Here is a 17692-nt window from a genome sequence, read left to right on the forward strand (position 1 = left end):
CAATGCCACCTCAGAGCTGGAGGCGGATCATGTCTGACGATACGAAAGAGTTTGAGGTTGGCTACGGCAAACCGCCCAAAGCGACCCGATTCAAGAAAGGCCAATCCGGCAATCCGAAAGGACGACCGAAAGCCTCGAAAAATGTTGGGTCGATGCTTGAGGAAGTCTTCTTTCGGAAAATCCCGATCACCGAGAATGGATCACGCCGCGAGGTCACTATGCTGGAAGCAATCCTGCGCCAGCTGGTGAATGGGGCAGTTAAAGGCGAGATGCGTTCGATTGACCGGGTTCTCAAACTGTTGCCCGCGGTTCAGGAGGCACGTGCTGCAGAGTTGGCGGGTGGCGAAGGTGCATCAGCGGCCGACCCCGGTTCAGACCTGGCCGCCTTAGAAGTGCTGGCGGATATGTTTGGCAGCGATCCGGATCAGCTTTTTGCAAGCATCCAGGGAGGCATCGACGATGAATGCCCTGAATTCTGATGATCGCAAAAGGCTGGCAGAGGCTGCGATGCGTGAAAACCTCTACGCATTCCTTGCGGGCAGTTTTGGTATCTTGTGTCCGGGTGAGAGGCTTGCCCGAGCCCCTTACCTGGAGGCCATGTGTTACGCCCTTCAGCGTGTGGCCTCTGGTGAGTGCCAACGGTTGATGATCTCGATAGCCCCTCGCCATCTGAAGTCGATCTGTGGATCTGTTTTGTTGCCAGCCTTTGAGCTTGGACGCGATCCGACAAAGAAAGTGGTTGTTGTCAGTTACGGCAAAGATCTGGCGCGCGAACATGCCGAACAGTTTCGACGGCTGGTGACCAGCCCGTTTTATCAGCGCCTCTTTCCAAAGATGAAGGTCGATCCCAAACACAACCGGTTCGAACATATGAAAACCACTAAAGGAGGCGGGCGCAAATCTGTCTCTCTTGGCGGCGGCATAACTGGCTTCGGTGCAAACCTCATTATCATCGATGATCTGGGTAAACCCTCCGAAATGCGCCACGATACGTACCGGCAGGAGTTGCGTGACTTCTTCGATCAGACCCTGTTCTCACGGCTGAACGACAAGCGCACGGACCGTATTGTCTCGATCCAGCAGCGATTGCACCCGGATGACTTCTCCGCCTACCTTTTGGAAAAGGACACGTTTAACCATCTATGTTTGCCGTCGATCGCGGAGATCCCTGAAGAGATCTCGCTCTACAACAATCGTGTGCTGAAGCGTCGGCCAGGGGACTTGTTGAACCCAGAGCGGGAACCGCAGGAGATTCTTGATCGGATCAAGGCCGACATAGGCAATTTTGCTTTCCAGGCTCAGTATCAACAGAACCCCACAGACGGTGAAAACGAATTTCTCTCAATGTCCGATTTGCATCTGGTGGAAACTTTGCCGGACGAAAGCGTGTTTGTCCGGCGGGTCCAGAGCTGGGATACAGCGGCGAAGGATAGTCCGCGTTCGGACTTTACGGTTGGGCTGACCTTTGGTTGGCATGCGTATGAAGAGAGATGGTATTTGCTCGACGTCTTTCGTGCTCGAACGAACTACACTCAGGTGCGGAACGCTGTTCTTCGATTGCGCAAGCAATGGCGCGCTGACAGAGTCCTGATTGAATCCTCGGCGATGGGTATCCACCTTCTGGATGAATTGAAGCGCACTGCAGCAGGTGTCTACATGCCCGTCAACGTTGTCACTAGCAAGCTGGACCGCTTCATCCCACAGACCGACTGGATTAAATCTGGCAAGTTAGTCATCCCCACCGACAAGCCCTGGTTTGATGAGTTCCGCAGGGAACTGCTGGCGTTTCCGGACGCTCTCAAAGATGATCAGGTGGATGCCCTGACCCAGTTCGCTGAATACATGCGTCGAAGCCAAGGGACATATCTCGATACAGATCCTTACACAGGCCGCCGCCAAGGCAACTATCGACCCGAACGACCAAGAAGGGAAGATCGCATGCGGTTCTGACGCCACGCCAAAGCGCTTTTAAGCGACCTCGGGTTGGATATCAAATCTTCGACCTCGAACGTCTGCGATGAAGCGCAAAGCTGCCGTAAGGGCCAACTGCAGCGAAGGTCTGCTCCGAGCCCAGTCTACCAAATGCTGCGAAGTGTACGAATGTCCGCATTTCGTATCAGCCAAACAAGGCGACTTTTTGTGGGCCCTAGCTTCTGGATTGAGCAGGCGAGCATCTAGTTCTTCAACCCAGCCATCAACTGTTGGAACTTCTCGCCTTGCACTGTGACGTGGCCGCGCAACAATTTGGCGGCAAGTTCAGAATCCCCGGACTTAAGAGCATCAATGATGCCGTCATGTTCCGCGAGCGACTGGGCCATACGTCCTCGAAACCGGAGTTGGACGCGTCGGTATGGCTTCAGGCGATTCTGCAGTCGTAGTGCTTCGCCCTGTAGATGAGAGTTTGTAGCGCCTCTATAGATTTCCTGATGGAAGACTTCATTCTCATGATAGTAACCAGCAGTATCTTCCTTTTCGACGGCATCCCGACATCTGAGGTTTGCTTCAACGAGGCGTTCCAGATCATCGTCGCTCATCCTGGCCGCCGCAAATCGTCCACAAGCAGCCTCTAGCTCCGCCATGGTTTCAAACATTTCGAGCAGTTCGACGGGACCTGGTTGGCGGATAAAAACACCCCGACGTGGGATTTGTTCGGCCATTCCAGACATGACGAGCCGCTGAAGAGCCTCCCGGATAGGAGTCCGCGACACACAAAATTGTTCGGCAAGTTTGATCTCATCGAGTCTCTCGCCGTCCTCATATTCTCCTTGAAACACAAGCTGCTCCAGTGAGTCCGCAATCTGTTCTGCCCGTTTCAACTCCATAGACACACCATACTACAAATCTCTTTTAGAGTGCAAGGTTTAAGATATTGTATACAAGAAAATTGACCTGTGATGCAAAATAAGCGATGGTGGATTATTGCCGTACCTGAGGAGAGTCGGCTCACAAATGGGAGGAAACCATGAAAATGAAATTTCTTACGACTGTCGCCATGGTTGCGGCAATGGGCATTGGATCGACAGCTAGCGCCGAAGAACTTCGCTTGTCGCACCAGTGGTCAGCACAGGATATTCGCAATCAAGTGGCACAGATCGTCGCTGATGAGGTCGCCGCAGCCGATGTTGACCTCGAAATCAAGATCTTTGGCTCGAAATCGCTCTTTAAGCCGCGTGAACAGTACCGCCCCTTGAGCCGTGGCCAGTTGGACATGACTGTCTTGCCATTGAGCTACGCGGGCGGCCAACAGCCTGCCTTCAACCTGACCCTGATGCCTGGTCTTGTGAAAAACCACGACCACGCCGCCCGTTTGAGCAATTCGCCATACATGGAAGCGCTCGAAGAAAAGATGGCTGAAGACGATGTGATGGTGCTCGTGCACGGCTACCTGGCCGGTGGTTTCGTCGGCAAAGACAAGTGCATCACTGGCCCGGCTGATGTTGATGGGCTTCAAACACGTGCTGCCGGTAAAGCTTTCGAGCAGATGTTGGCTGGAGCGAATGCGTCGATCACTTCGATGGCGTCGTCCGAAATCTACAACGCGATGCAAACCGGTATTCTGAATGCCGCGAACACGTCGTCTTCCTCTTTCGTTTCCTATCGGATTTACGAGCAAGTGGCCTGCTACACGCCAGCAACAGAAGATTTTGCGTTGTGGTTCATGTATCAGCCACTGCTGATGAACAAATCGACCTTCGAAGGCCTGAGCGCTGAACAACAGGCAGCACTGTTGGCGGCATCGGAAAAGGCCGAAGCGTTCTACCTGGAAGAAGCGAAGAAGCAAGACGCTGCTTCTGTTGAGGTGTTCGAGAACGCCGGTGTTGAGATTGCAGCGATGTCGGCTGAAGACTTCGAGGCGTGGCGTGCTCTGGCACAGGAAACATCCTACAAAGCCTTCGTGGCAGATGTTCCTAATGGGCAAGCGCTGCTCGATATGGCGTTGGCTGTCGAGTGATCTATCCAAGGGCGACCGTCATCAAGTGGTGGTCGCCCAATCTCCGCAAATTCTCATTTTTTGAAGGAAAGCTGACATGGCTGGCCAAAGCTCAGCCGTCACTTCGCGCACGGGTAATAACCCATTTCTGCGCGGCGTAGCGGCCCTCTCTACCCTCGCCGGCTGGTGCTCTGCGGCCATGATCGTTGCTGCCGTCGCCATCACCTGCCAAATGATTTTCGTACGTTTCGTTCTAAACCAATCAACCGTTTGGCAGACAGAAGCTGTCGTTTATCTCGCAATTGGAGCCACATTGGTTGGGCTACCTTATGTGCAGCGACTTCGCGGTCACGTAAACGTCGATTTGATCCCGCTGGCACTCTCCAAAACCGCTCGATACTACATGTATCTGCTGACGATGACCCTCTCGATTTTGATTGTCGCGATTGTTCTTTTCTACGGATACGAGCATTGGCACCTTGCTTATGAGCGCAACTGGAAATCCGATACCATTTGGGCTGTCAGGCTTTGGATTCCCTATCTTTCGATCCCCGTTGGGTTTGGCCTGTTTTTGCTTCAGTTGATCGCTGATTTGGTCGCCGTCCTCCTGAAAATTGACGCACCCTTTGGTTTGGAGGACGTGTAATGGACCCGATCCTACTTGGTGGCATCGTCGCAATCGCGACAATCATGGTGCTCTTCTCCGGCGTTTCAGTCGCTCTGGGGCTGCTAATCGTTTCAACCGGGTTCTTGCTGATCTTCGACGGTCTGCGCTCCCTTGAACTGATCCCCGAAATTCTCTTTGGTAAGCTCGACAACTTTGCGCTTCTTTCGATCCCTATGTTTATCATCATGGGCTCGTCCATCGCATCGACCAGGGCAGGGGCGGACCTCTACGAAGCGCTTGAACGCTGGTTGACACGCGTTCCCGGCGGGTTGGTCATCTCCAACCTCGGCGCTTGTGCGCTCTTTGCGGCGATGTCCGGGTCCAGCCCGGCGACCTGCGCTGCCATCGGCAAAATGGGCATCCCCGAGATGCGCAAGCGTGGCTATCCTGATGGCGTGGCAGCGGGTTCAATCGCAGCGGGTGGCACATTGGGGATCTTGATCCCGCCATCCGTGACAATGATCGTCTACGGCATTGCAACGGAGACCTCGATCGGCCGTCTCTTCCTTGCTGGCGTTCTTCCTGGGTTGCTGCTTGTGTTGTTGTTCATGATCTGGTCGCTTTATTCGACCTGGCAGTCTGGCGATAAGCAGCTGTTGTCTGCAGGGAACTACACTTGGAAAGAGAAGTTTGAAATCCTGCCGCGTGTGTTGCCGTTCCTTGCGATCATCATCGGCGTTCTCTACGCCATGTATGGCGGCATCGCGACACCCTCTGAGACGGCTGCTGTTGGCGCACTTCTTTGCCTGCTGATCGCAATGATTATCTACAAGTTGTGGAACCCGAAAGACCTCTGGGTCGTTCTGCGCGACAGCACCAAAGAAAGCGTGATGATCATGTTCATCATCGCCGCTGCGGGTGTGTTTTCCTATATGTTGTCGAGCCTATTCATCACGCAAGCAATTGCCGAGTGGATCGGTACGTTAGATGTGAACCGTTGGGTGCTGATGGCATTTGTCATGTTGTTCCTGTTGATCGCGGGCTTCTTCCTGCCGCCTGTGGCTGTGATCCTGATGGCCGCGCCGATCCTGTTGCCGATCATTACAACAGCCGGTTTCGATCCTATCTGGTTTGCGGTTGTTCTGACGATCAATATGGAGATTGGTTTGATATCCCCTCCGGTGGGCTTGAACCTATACGTGATCAACGGCATCGCACCGGACATCTCGCTCAAGACCATTCTCAAAGGGTCTCTGCCATTCGTGGCCTGCATGGTGATCGCAATCATCCTGCTCTGCTTCTTCCCTGGCATCGCGACATGGTTGCCTGACTTCGTAATGGGAGAAGCGGTATGAGCTACTTCAGCGAACTGATCTCGACGGTATTCGAGCGGCGATATCAAAAAGCGCTCTCCAATGAAGTCGATGGCAGGACGACCTCTGATCTATGCGAAGCGCTGCTCAGCAGCCATGGGGAGGTGTCGGGCGTAACTCTCGCACGCAACCTGTTGGATCGCTACGCAGCGATGAGCCAGGATGAAAAGACAGCGTTCTTTGAGTTCATGACACATGAACTTGAGATTGACCCTGCCGACGTCATCAGCTCGCTGGAAGCTTACAAAGAAAAACCGAGCAAAGGCACTTATCGTGCCTTTGCCTCAGCCTGCGAGCCCCGGCGTCAGGAATTGGCAAGGCGGCTCAATCAAGTTCCAGGCGCGACGGGCCAGTTGGTTCAGATGCGCAAAGACTTGCTGGGCATGATGAAAGAACGGCTGGACCTTGAACCGCTGGATGTGGACTTCCGACACCTGTTTGCATCCTGGTTCAACCGAGGTTTCCTTGTGCTGCGTCCGATCGATTGGGCAAGCCCTGCAGATATTCTCGAAAAGATCATTGCGTATGAGGCCGTGCACGAAATTGACAGTTGGGATGATCTCAGACGCCGATTGAAACCGACCGACCGCCGTTGTTTCGGCTTCTTTCATCCGTCAATGGCCGATGAACCACTCATCTTCGTTGAGGTTGCACTCACCAAGGGCGTGCCAAGCTCGGTTCAGGACTTACTCGCAGATGAAAGGGACGAGATCGAAGCGGAAGACGCCGATACAGCCGTCTTCTATTCGATATCCAACTGTCAGGCTGGACTAGCTGGGATTTCATTTGGCAATTCATTGATCAAACAGGTCGTCTCTGACCTTTCAAGAGATCTGCCTAGACTTTCGACATTTGTAACCCTCTCACCGATACCGAGCCTGAACAGATGGTTGGGTGGAACAGACCTAGACGCATTGAAAGCCGCAGACAGCCAAGCATTGGCTGCTCACTACCTGCTGGAAGCCAAGAGATCAGATGGCATGCCGTTTGATCCAGTTGCCCGGTTCCATCTCGGCAATGGTGCCATGGTTCATGCCGTCCATGCTGAAGCGGATACGTCGCCAAATGGACGCAAGCAATCCAACGGTACGATGGTCAATTATCTCTACGACCTCTCACAAATCTCACAAAATCACGAGCAATTCGTCGGTGAAAAGACCGTAGTCGCGTCCGCTGCAGTCAAAGCGCTGAGCGGGTCGGTGACACCCAAAAGCTAAGGAGATTGAAGATGACAAACCCTTTGTATGATACACTTTTCGGGCAACACCAGGGTAAGACGACAGCTTTTTTGGAGCTCGCGGATGGAACGATCATTTCGCACAACGACTACCTTGAACTTGCAGCGCAATATGCGCACTTGTTCACACAGCTTGGCGTGAAGCCCGGTGATCGCGTTGCGGTACAGATAGGGAAGTCCCCACAAGCTCTGGCCGTTTACGCAGCCTGTGTTCAGGCCGGGATCGTGTTCTTGCCTTTGAACACCGCATATACACCGGACGAAGTTTCCTATTTTGTCGAAAACAGCGGTGCGCGGGTTTTGCTGTGCGACGGCAAACGATCTGAAGCGTTGGAGCCCGTTGCTGAGGCTACTGGAGCCATTCTCGAAACGATGAACAATGACGGTAGCGGCACCTTTGCGATGCAAGCTGAAGCCATGCCATCAGCCTTCGCAACAGTTGACCGGTCTGAAGATGACTTGGCTGCGTTTCTTTACACGTCGGGAACGACCGGGCGCTCAAAGGGAGCGATGCTGACCCAAGGTAATCTACTATCAAATTGCAAAGCTCTGGCAGGTGAGTGGGAATTCACCTCTGAGGACGTACTGCTTCACGCACTGCCGATCTTCCATACTCATGGGCTGTTTGTGGCGACAAACATATCGCTTCTGGCGGGCGGCAAGATCTTCTTTATGCCGAAATTCGATCTTGACGTGATCATTGAACGAATGCCAACGGCGACGACCATGATGGGCGTTCCGACTTTCTACACCCGTCTGTTGGAAGACGCGCGTTTCACCAAAGATTTGGCTAATGATATGCGGTTGTTCGTTTCGGGGAGCGCACCACTGCTTGCAGAAACACATGTGCAGTTTGAAGAGCGCACAGGCCACCGTATCCTTGAGCGCTACGGCATGACCGAGACCAATATGAACACGTCCAACCCCTACAAGGGTGAGCGTCGTGCTGGCACTGTCGGCTTCCCATTGCCGGGCGTAGAAATCAAGATCACTGACAGCAACACCGGAGCAACCTTACCCCAAGGTGAGATCGGTGAGATTGAGGTGCGCGGCCCCAACGTCTTCAAGGGGTATTGGCAAATGCCCGAGAAAACAGCCGAGGAACTGCGTAGAGACGGCTACTTCATCACCGGTGACCTCGGGCAGATCGATGAAGATGGCTACTTGCACATCGTTGGTCGCAACAAGGACCTGATAATCTCGGGCGGCTATAACATATACCCCAAAGAGATCGAGCTCCTCTTGGATGATGAAGACGGTGTTCTTGAAAGCGCTGTCGTTGGTGTTCCGCATCCTGACTTTGGTGAAACCGTTGTTGGCGTTCTTGTCGCCCAAGCAGGTGTGGAACTCGATCTCGACGCGATCAAAAGCAACATCGGCACATCCCTCGCGCGCTTCAAGCACCCTCAAAAACTGGTCGTTCTACCCGAACTCCCTCGCAATACGATGGGCAAAGTGCAAAAGAAAACCCTGCGCGAAGAGTACAAGGACTTGTTCGTCCCAGCTTAGCGACAACTCAAAAGCCGACCTTGGTGCAGCCACAGCGAAAGCGCACTTTGTCCGCATTGCAGTCGTTCGCGGCAACTTGATTCAAAGTCTGCTTTGCGGACTTTCCAGACCTTCGCCGGACTAGCTCCAACTGGCGCTTTCGGCCCGTAGCCGACATTCGACTCTGATCGAACTCACTCATTTGACTTCCTGGAAGCGGACCTTCGTGCAAAGCGCAGCATTCGTGATCATCGAGCGACCGCAAGGCGGGACTTTGCTGCCGTTGAATATTGCAACAAGTATGTCCGCTTTCAGCATTGAAGCGCAGCACTTGGATTAGTTAAGGCAATTGCTTGTGCAGCAATGCATGATGTACAATCGCTTTGCCTCTGACCCGAAGGCGGGAAATCCGATACGTGGAAAGACGATACGGCGACGCGCCTAAGCTCGGTTCGGTTGCTCGGATTCACAAATGCGAAGTGGCCGACATTCAGTGCCCTAGATAGGCAAATGAAACGCCGAACACACCGACCAGAACAAGACTAGTTGCCCAGACGACGTCGAGGTTGAACCACGTCTTCGACAAGAATTTCAGCCCCAGCCATAGATATATGACCATCGCGATCACGCCGCCGGCGACTGTCATGGCGGCCGTATGAACCAGCGCTACCACAAAGGCTGTTTTCACGTTGCTTCCCATCAAGGTTTGTGCTGCGAGATGCCCGGTGTCATCTGCGTCAACGGCGCATATACCCAGAAAGATCGGTACAAGCATCAAACCAGCACCGTGTGCCATTGCCGCCAGAAACGACCACAACGCCAGACGTGCCGGATGAATGCGGGCCAAGATTTTTGGATGCCGACGATTGATCAGTAGATAAATCCCCATCGCGATAACCAGCAGTCCGGCACCAACGCGAATGTGCATTTCCCACTCGACAAGAAAGATCATCAGGGAAAAGGGCAACAGAATGCCGATCATTGCCAGGAAATGCCCGGCGGCCAGCATCGCCAACGCTTTGGGCATGGCGCTGTGTTTGCGTTCCATCAATGCGGCTGACACCGCCAGCGGCCAGCCCATGCCGGGATTGATACCGTGGTAGAGCCCAGAAAAAATGACAGCCCACCAAAGGGCTGTCACCGTTGTCATATCGCCAAACATTTAGACGGACGGATAGCAGAAACTGTCAGTTGAGCAGTCGCCACCTTCCAACCGGATCTGGTGGCTGCGCAGACCTTTGGGGAAATCGACGTAGAAATCCTTATCGAGGTGAAAGCCGTTCTCGTCATTGTTGGCCATCACCATCTGCCCGCCTTCGTCGTCGGGATAGAACTGGTCATCCCATGTGGAATAGAGCGAATTGGTCCAGTAGACGCGTTTTCCATCACGGCTGACCTCAACCATCTGCGGACCATAGGCAAAGGGTTTGCCGTTGGGGTGCGCCTCACCTTTGGCGATGCCGCCCAATTCGACCTTGCCCGCCAATACAGGGTTCATCGGGTCGGACACATCGTATTGGTGCATTTCGCCCAAGCCCCAGCAGGCAACATAGAGATACTTGTCATCCAAGCTGAGGTCGATGTCGGTCACCAGTGGCGGCACGGCCTCGAACCCTTGCAGCAGCGGTGGCAGGTTTTCGGGCTTTTCAGGGCGCGGATCGATGGTGATGGTCTTCTTGGACTGCCAGACGCCATCATCATCGCGCCACCACGTGAAGATCGCGCCTTGCAGGTTCGTTGTGTCCACCACCACGCCGCAGAAACCGTAAGACTTGGTTGGGTCGTGGGCCGGGCGGATTTCCAGCGCCATCTGGTAATTCTCACCGAAATCCATGGTCTGGATGTTCTTGCGCGCACGCAAATCCCAAAAGTGGATCGAGTGGCCGTATTTGTTGCTCAGCAAATCCTCGGGGACCACGCCGTTTTCAAATTGCGGCGGCAGACCCCATTCCGAGGACACCATGTAATCCTGCGGCAGGTTCCACCAGAAATCATAGTGTTTGTCCTGCTTGCCGCGATCCATCTCGTATTGGCCGATGATCTCGAACGTCTCGCAATCCATGATGAAGATGCCCGGAGGGCCGTCGGTGCCGTCTTCACCACCACCGCCAAGACAGGAAACATAGATGCCCTCGGGGCCGCAATGGATTGTGTGCGGGCGGGAATAGCCGGTTTTTGCAAACAGTTCCTCGGGCTCGATTGTCTTGTGAATTTTGGCTTTCAAAGGTTCCTTCACATCGATGATGTAGATGCGCGACGATCGGATGCCGGGTACGATCAGGTAACGCCGTTCAAGAAATGCGTGACCGGTCAACGGTGACAGGGACGACGAACAGGCGTTCCAGCCGAAATGGTGAAATTCGTCGCCCTTGTTAGGCACGATCACCTGATGGACAATCTGGCCGTAGGTGTCAGAGCCGGGCTTTAGATCGACCACCGCGATACCGTCCGATTGCGAACCATCAGGGCTTAGCATTACTGTAAAAGCGTAGTTTTCCACCGGTGCTTCCATCGCCAGCTTTGGCGATGCGTGGAATGTTGGATCTGGTCTCAAGTTCATTTGTTATCTCCCTAGTTTGTTTGTTGTGTCCCGTTTTCGGGATCGTTTGACTTGGGTCCAAACGGACCATGCAAAAGCGGACCGCTCAAACTTCTGCGACGTTACAAAGTTGAATTGCCCCACTAATTTTCTTGGAGATGTCTTTGAGTTTTTCACCAATGTCGCGGCGATATTCCGGCCCGAACCGGCGTATCGGGCCAACGGCACCAACGCTAAAGGTCGCACCGATGTTGCCGATGGAAATCGGGGCGGCGACGCTTGCGATGCCCATGTCGATCTCTTGGTCACAATCGGCAAACCCCTGTTCGACAATCCGGTCAAGTTCGGACCGCAGCTCCGTCGCGGTGGTTTTCGTATGTTCGGTGTATTGCTTCAGGCTGCCCGTCAGAATTGCATCTTGAAACTCGGGTTCCGTAAAGGCTGCGATTGCCTTTGAACATGAACAGGCATGCATCGGGCGTTCGCCCAATCCGGGGTGGATAAAGGCACGCGCCGGATCATCTGGTGTTTCGACATGAATAATCTCTACCTTACTGTCGCGAAAACGGGCCAGAAAAACTGTTTCGTTGAACTTGGTCGCCGCGGTTTTTAGGATCGGGGCGGCACAACGGCGCACATCGACATCCGATTTTCCCAAAAGCGCGATACGGATCAGTCGTTCCCCGATGATCACCTTGCCGTCTTCGCCCGGCTGATCAACCAACTTTTGATCGATTAGCGATTGGATCAGTCGGTAACAACTGGGCTTGGGCAGGTCCGTAGCGCGATGGATTTCGGCCGCAGTAAGGGGTCGTCCGGCAACGGCGATGACTTCCAATAGGCTGATAAGGCGTTCGAGATGCATATTGACGGATAACGGCCATTTTGTGAGACTATGTCTCGAATTATGAGAATATCTCGATTCGAAGCAAGTCGAAATTTGGAAGGGTACAGATGCGCACCAAGGCTGCAGTCGCCGTAGAAGCCGGCAAACCGCTTGAAATCATGGAAGTGAACCTCGAAGGCCCTCGCGCCGGTGAGGTCTTGGTTGAAATCAAGGCTACAGGCCTTTGCCACACGGACGAATTCACCCGCTCCGGCGATGATCCCGAGGGTATCTTTCCGGCGATCCTAGGCCACGAAGGTGCAGGTGTGGTCATTGAGATCGGTGAGGGTGTGACATCGCTTGAAGTCGGCGATCATGTCATTCCGCTCTACACGCCGGAATGCCGCGAGTGCGACTACTGTCTGAACCCGAAAACCAACCTGTGTCAGTCGATCCGCTCGACCCAAGGCGCAGGGCTGTTGCCTGATGGGTCCACCCGGTTTTTCATGCTCGATGGGACCCCGATCCATCACTACATGGGCTGCTCGACTTTCGCCAACCACACCGTGGTTCCAGAAATCGCGCTGGCCAAGGTCCGGAAGGACGCGCCGTTCGACAAGATCTGTTATATCGGCTGCGGCGTGACGACAGGGATCGGCGCGGTGATCAACACCGCCAAGGTCGAGATCGGATCGACCGGTGTGGTCTTCGGCTTGGGTGGGATCGGCTTGAACGTTATTCAGGGCCTGCGACTGGCGGGGGCCGACCAGATCGTTGGCGTTGACCTGAACGACGGCAAGGTCGAAATGGCCAAGCACTTCGGCATGACCGATTTCGTGAACCCGTCAAAGGTGGATGGTGATCTAGTGGCGCATCTGGTCGAACTGACAGGCGGCGGCGCGGATTACACCTTTGATGCAACGGGCAACGTCGGCGTGATGCGTACGGCATTGGAATGTGCGCACAAAGGCTGGGGCGAAAGCATCATTATCGGTGTCGCCCCGGCAGGTGCAGAAATTTCCACACGTCCGTTCCAGCTGGTCACCGGCCGCAGTTGGCGTGGCACGGCCTTTGGAGGTGCTTCTGGTCGCACGGATGTGCCCAAGATTGTTGACTGGTACATGGACGGCAAGATCGAAATCGATCCGATGATCACCCACAAACTAAAGCTGGAAGAGATCAACCACGGTTTCGATCTGATGCACGAAGGCAAGTCGATCCGCGCCGTCGTCGAGTTCTGATCGATGAAGCAGACCACCCCCGAGGTTCATAGCTTCTTTGACGAAGCCACAAATGCCGCGTGTTACATCGTTAAGGATCCGTCCTCACCGGCATGTGCGATCATCGACTCCATTCTTGATTTCGACATTGCGGCGGGCCGAACCCATACCACGCATGCCGACACGTTGATTGCCACCATCTGTAAAAACGGCTGGCAGGTTGAGTGGATCATCGAAACCCATGTGCACGCCGATCACCTATCGGCGGCTCCTTATCTGGCTGGGCAGGTGGGTGGTAAAATCGCGATCGGGGCGAATATCGCAGCCGTTCAGGCGGTGTTTGGCAAGATATTCAACGCCGGCACAGAGTTCGAGATGGACGGCAGCCAATTTGACCGGTTGTTTAAAGATGGCGACTGCTTTGCCATCGGCAATCTGGATGTGGTGGTCATGCACACACCGGGCCACACACCCGCCTGCGTGACCTATGTCATCGGGGATGCGGCCTTTATCGGGGACACCCTGTTCATGCCCGATTTTGGCACCGCCCGCGCGGATTTTCCGGGCGGCTCCGCGACCGACCTCTACACCTCGATTCAACGTATTCTGGCGCTGCCCGGCACGACGCGCCTGTTCCTGTGCCATGACTACAAGACCGCCAGTCGCGACACCTATTGCTGGGAAACAACCGTAGCCGAACAAAAAGCCAGCAACATCCACGTCGGTGGCGGCAAATCCGAAAGTGAATTCGTTGACTTCCGGACACAGCGCGACGCGCAGCTTGCAATGCCGAAACTTATTATCCCGTCGATCCAAGTGAACATGCGGGCCGGTAAGATGCCACCGTCCGAAGATGACGGGAACACCTACCTGAAAGTGCCGATCAATCGCCTTTGAGCGAACAAATAACAATTAGGGGGACTATGAAATGACAACACACCATCAAGTTGTGATCGTCGGTGGCGGGGCCGGCGGAATTGCTGCAGCGACGAGCCTGAAGAAGCGCGACGCATCGCTCGATATCGCGATTGTCGAACCTGCGGACCAGCATTTCTATCAACCCGGCTGGACGATGGTCGGTGCTGGCGTTTTCTCGAAAGAGCAAACGGTAAAGAGCATGGACACGGTCTGGCCCGACGACATCGAACGGATCAAAGGCGCAGTCGCCACGTTTCAACCCGACGCCAACACCGTCACGCTGACCGATGGCTCGGTCGTTAATTATGAATATCTTGTGGTCGCGGCGGGCCTGAAACTAGACTGGGACGCGGTCGAAGGCCTGTCCGATACGCTGGGCCAGAATGGCGTCACCTCGAATTATCGTTTCGACCTCGCCCCCTATACCTGGAAACTGGTGCAGGAGATGTCGGGCAAGCAAGCGATCTTTACCCAGCCGCCAATGCCTATCAAATGCGCTGGCGCGCCGCAAAAGGCAATGTACCTGTCCTGCGATGCTTGGCTGAAGGCAGTGAAATTAGCGGGCATGAACGTCTCGTTCTGTAATGCTGGCCCGGTGCTGTTCGGCTGCGCGCCCTATGTGCCGCCGCTGATGGAGTACGTGAGCAAATACGGCATTAATCTGGATTTCGGCCATAACCTGATCAAGATCGATGGCCCCGCTAGAACCGCATGGTTCAAGGTCACCAAAGAGGATGCAGAGCCCGAGATTATTGAGCGCAAGTTCGACATGATCCACGTCTGCCCGCCACAGTGCGCGCCCGATTTCATCGCGCAAAGTCCGTTGGCGGGCGCAGGCGGGTGGGTTGATGTGGATCAGGCCACCTTGCAGCACACCAAGTTCGACAATGTATTTGGGTTGGGCGATGTTACATCCACCCCGAATGCCAAAACCGCCGCGGCCGCGCGCAAGCAGGCGCCAATCGTAGCCCAAAACCTAATCGCGCAGATTAGGGGCGCTGCCCCGTCGCCGCTTTATGATGGCTACGGCTCGTGTCCTTTAACGGTCGAAAACGGCAAGATTATCCTTGCCGAATTCGGGTATGGCGGAAAAGTCATGCCAAGCTTTCCGTGGGATTCAACCAAACCGCGTCGGTCCGCATGGTTCTTGAAAAAATCCATTCTACCTTGGGTGTATTGGAACGCAATGCTCAAGGGGCGCGAGTGGTTGACCAAATCGACGGCTGGCTGAGCAGGACCATCGGAATACACAATGCTGCAAGACACCTACCCAGCGAATTAAGAGAAGCGGCTGTGCAAATTGAACGGAAGCTGAGGTTTCGGTTGCATGTCGCCGGCCTCAACGATGCTGCGCCGACGAGTTGTCCTTCGCAAAGCGGCCTTTGGTGCGCAGCGCAGCATCAGTCACAATGGGCTCGAACTAGCCATTCGTTGCTTTGCAGCACACTCGGATCCTGGCAATGAGTGCTTGGCGGACACAGCCGTCATTCGGTGATTGACGACGAATGATCGCGACGGGCCGCTCACGTTTCATTGGTCAGAAAATCTCGCAGATTCGCCGTGGATTGCGAGAGCGGAGCATTTTCCTTGCAGCACAAAAAGTACGACTTCTTGGGTGTCAGTCCGGCCTCTCCAATTCTAACCAGCTTTCCGGAACGAAACTCGGCTTCGAGCATATCTGAATTTGCGAGAACGATGCCTTCGCCGTTGAGCGCCTTGCCGACCGAATGAACGTAGCTGTTGCACGGGATTGTGCGCCAGGCAGCGATATCAGCAAAACCCTTCTGTTTTAGCCAGAGCTTCCAATTGATCCAATCTGGTGTGAGATTTGCGTACTCCAAAAGAGCCGGCGCATGTTTAGTAGGTGCGATGCTGTCAAACATCGCGTGTGTTTTGGCCCTCTCGGCTATTTTCGGTGCCGCTGCTGGCACCAGTTCACCACCCATCAAATTAATGGCTTTCCATCCCGGCACGTTCCCGTCGCAATACAGAATGACTAGATCGTGATCGTCAGACAGTAACTCAGCCGTGCTGTCGGTCGTCGAAACATTAACGTTGCAGGAACTGTCGCTCAGGGAAAACGCCTTGAGTTGCTCGTACAACCAGAACATCGAAACTGCGGCGTTGGCTGCAATGCGCACCACAGGCTGTTCAGGAGCCTTGACCTTATCAATCGCGCGTTCAATGAAATCGAGCGCAATTTCGACATCCGCTGCCAGACTGGTGCCTGCTTCGGTGATCTGCAAGGCACGCCCATCGCGGGAAAAAAGTGGTGTTCCAAGCCAGTCTTCGAACCGTTGTATACGTTTGCTGACGGCGGCCTGCGTCACAAACAGCTCTTCGGCGGCGCTGTTAAGATTACGATTGTTCGCGACCGCGTTGAAAAACAGCAGGCTGTCAAGCGGCGGTAGGGATTTGCGATATGATTTCATTCCTTGAGGTTATGTATTTGGCAGACAAATACTAGTGTTTTCTATTTCTGTGGAAAACATGAAGTATAGTCTTGTAGAGCCGATGGGAGGATCACGCCTGTCCACAACTGATGAGCACCTGAAAGCGGTTTCAAGCAAGGAATGGAACTGGCATCCGGACCTGCCAGTTGCTGTTTCACCTCTGTTTTCCTGGCCGCCGCAGCCTGTGGCAACGCTGCGCTGGTTTGCGACCAACTGGCTGCCGATGACAGAATACCTGATCTATGCGCTGATGGCTTGGGCCACCTGGGCCTTGCTGGTGCCGCCACTGGAGCAGATGCAAACGCTGAGCTGGGGGTGGGTGTTGCAGCTTTGGGCGCGCAACCTGATCCTGATGATCATTTTTGCCCAAGGGCTGCACCAATGGCTATATGGCTGGAAGAAACAGGAGGACGATTACAAGTTCGACCGGCGCGGGCTGGCCAAGAATGCGCGCATCTTCCTGTGGAATGATCAATACTGGGACAATTTCACCTATACGCTTTTGTCAGGAGTCACATTCTGGACGTTCTATGATGTGATTGTCTGGATGGGCTATGCCAATGGCTGGGCGCCGATGATGACGATTGAAAGCAACCCGATCTGGTTCTTTGCCCTGTTCCTGTTGATGCCCGTCTTTCAATCCTTCCATTTTTACTGGCTGCACCGCGCGTTGCATATCCCGTGGATCTACAAGCGCGTGCATGCGGTGCACCACCGCAGCGTTTCAATCGCGCCATGGTCCGGGTTTTCGATGCACCCGATTGAGCATATCGGCTATATGGGGCTGCTGCTGATCTTTCTGGCGGTGCCCGCGCATCCGATCCACTTCATCTTCATGGGCTATTGGCTGGCGCTGGCGACGGCCACATCCCATGCCGGGTTTGAGAACCTGGTGTTGGGGGACAAGGCCCATCTGAAGATTGGGTCGTTCCACCACCAGCTGCATCACCGCTATTTCGAATGCAACTACGGCAACCCGGAAATGCCTTGGGACAATTGGTTCGGCAGCTATCACGACGGCAGCCCGGAAGCGACCGAACGTGTGCGCGAAACCAAAAAACGCATGCACACCCAGTCATAAAAGAACGTACTAAAGGCCT

The 17692-nt window shown here is 54.4% G+C and carries 16 protein-coding genes; 11 read left to right on the top strand and 5 right to left on the bottom strand.

Annotated elements, in window-relative coordinates:
* The coding region (locus RUA4292_RS14760) for a DUF5681 domain-containing protein (protein ID WP_233493452.1) at window positions 1-479 on the top strand (479 nt) is incomplete at its 5' end.
* Entirely contained in the window at window positions 460-1950 is a 1491-nt protein-coding gene (terL, locus tag RUA4292_RS14765) for a phage terminase large subunit (RefSeq protein WP_058278304.1), read from the top strand. The genes RUA4292_RS14760 and terL, both read left to right, overlap by 20 nt.
* A 224-nt stretch (window positions 1951-2174) precedes the next feature.
* Here the strand turns inward: terL and RUA4292_RS14770 are convergent, their stop codons facing one another.
* Entirely contained in the window at window positions 2175-2822 is a 648-nt protein-coding gene (locus RUA4292_RS14770; protein ID WP_058278305.1) for a GntR family transcriptional regulator, read from the bottom strand.
* Between the two features lie 140 nt (window positions 2823-2962).
* On the opposite strand from RUA4292_RS14770, the gene dctP reads away from it, so the two are divergent.
* The 5 genes from dctP to RUA4292_RS14795 all read left to right on the top strand — a co-directional run bounded on the left by dctP (window position 2963) and on the right by RUA4292_RS14795 (window position 8657).
* Entirely contained in the window at window positions 2963-3952 is a 990-nt protein-coding gene (gene dctP / locus RUA4292_RS14775; protein WP_058278306.1) for a TRAP transporter substrate-binding protein DctP, read from the top strand.
* A gap of 76 nt (window positions 3953-4028) precedes the next feature.
* Entirely contained in the window at window positions 4029-4577 is a 549-nt protein-coding gene (locus tag RUA4292_RS14780; protein ID WP_058278307.1) for a TRAP transporter small permease, read from the top strand.
* A complete protein-coding gene (locus RUA4292_RS14785; RefSeq protein ID WP_058278308.1) occupies window positions 4577-5893 on the top strand; it encodes a TRAP transporter large permease in 1317 nt (438 codons plus the stop codon). The genes RUA4292_RS14780 and RUA4292_RS14785 overlap by 1 nt, the downstream gene beginning before the upstream one ends.
* Window positions 5890-7128: a malonyl-CoA decarboxylase gene (locus RUA4292_RS14790; RefSeq protein ID WP_058278309.1), complete on the top strand. Its 1239-nt coding sequence runs from the start codon at window positions 5890-5892 to the stop codon at window positions 7126-7128. The genes RUA4292_RS14785 and RUA4292_RS14790 overlap by 4 nt, the downstream gene beginning before the upstream one ends.
* Before the next feature lie 11 nt (window positions 7129-7139).
* A complete protein-coding gene (locus RUA4292_RS14795; RefSeq protein WP_058278310.1) occupies window positions 7140-8657 on the top strand; it encodes a malonate--CoA ligase in 1518 nt (505 codons plus the stop codon).
* A gap of 469 nt (window positions 8658-9126) precedes the next feature.
* Here RUA4292_RS14795 and RUA4292_RS14800 read toward each other — a convergent pair whose 3' ends face one another.
* The 3 genes from RUA4292_RS14800 to RUA4292_RS14810 all read right to left on the bottom strand — a co-directional run bounded on the left by RUA4292_RS14800 (window position 9127) and on the right by RUA4292_RS14810 (window position 12040).
* Entirely contained in the window at window positions 9127-9798 is a 672-nt protein-coding gene (locus RUA4292_RS14800) for a hypothetical protein (protein WP_058275696.1), read from the bottom strand.
* Window positions 9799-11196, bottom strand: coding sequence for a selenium-binding protein SBP56-related protein (locus RUA4292_RS14805; RefSeq protein WP_058275695.1), 1398 nt, complete (start codon window positions 11194-11196; stop codon window positions 9799-9801).
* 85 nt (window positions 11197-11281) lie between these two features.
* Entirely contained in the window at window positions 11282-12040 is a 759-nt protein-coding gene (locus RUA4292_RS14810; RefSeq protein ID WP_058278311.1) for an IclR family transcriptional regulator, read from the bottom strand.
* 89 nt (window positions 12041-12129) lie between these two features.
* On the opposite strand from RUA4292_RS14810, the gene RUA4292_RS14815 reads away from it, so the two are divergent.
* Genes RUA4292_RS14815 through RUA4292_RS14825 form a run of 3 tightly spaced genes read left to right on the top strand, consistent with a single transcriptional unit; the run spans window position 12130 to window position 15370 of the window.
* Window positions 12130-13242: an S-(hydroxymethyl)glutathione dehydrogenase/class III alcohol dehydrogenase gene (locus RUA4292_RS14815; RefSeq protein ID WP_058275693.1), complete on the top strand. Its 1113-nt coding sequence runs from the start codon at window positions 12130-12132 to the stop codon at window positions 13240-13242.
* Window positions 13243-13245: 3 nt separating this feature from the next.
* A complete protein-coding gene (locus tag RUA4292_RS14820; RefSeq protein WP_058275692.1) occupies window positions 13246-14118 on the top strand; it encodes an MBL fold metallo-hydrolase in 873 nt (290 codons plus the stop codon).
* Between the two features lie 31 nt (window positions 14119-14149).
* Window positions 14150-15370: an NAD(P)/FAD-dependent oxidoreductase gene (locus RUA4292_RS14825; RefSeq protein WP_058275691.1), complete on the top strand. Its 1221-nt coding sequence runs from the start codon at window positions 14150-14152 to the stop codon at window positions 15368-15370.
* Window positions 15371-15662: 292 nt separating this feature from the next.
* Here the strand turns inward: RUA4292_RS14825 and RUA4292_RS14830 are convergent, their stop codons facing one another.
* Window positions 15663-16571: a LysR family transcriptional regulator gene (locus tag RUA4292_RS14830; RefSeq protein ID WP_058275690.1), complete on the bottom strand. Its 909-nt coding sequence runs from the start codon at window positions 16569-16571 to the stop codon at window positions 15663-15665.
* A 58-nt stretch (window positions 16572-16629) separates the two neighbouring features.
* Here RUA4292_RS14830 and RUA4292_RS14835 point away from each other — a divergent pair, with 58 nt between their 5' ends.
* Window positions 16630-17673, top strand: a complete 1044-nt coding sequence (locus RUA4292_RS14835) for a sterol desaturase family protein (protein ID WP_233493453.1) — start codon at window positions 16630-16632, stop codon at window positions 17671-17673.
* The last annotated feature ends 19 nt before the right edge of the window (window positions 17674-17692 follow it).

The sequence above is a fragment of the Ruegeria atlantica genome, assembly GCF_001458195.1.
Taxonomy (GTDB): Bacteria; Pseudomonadota; Alphaproteobacteria; order Rhodobacterales; family Rhodobacteraceae; genus Ruegeria; species Ruegeria atlantica.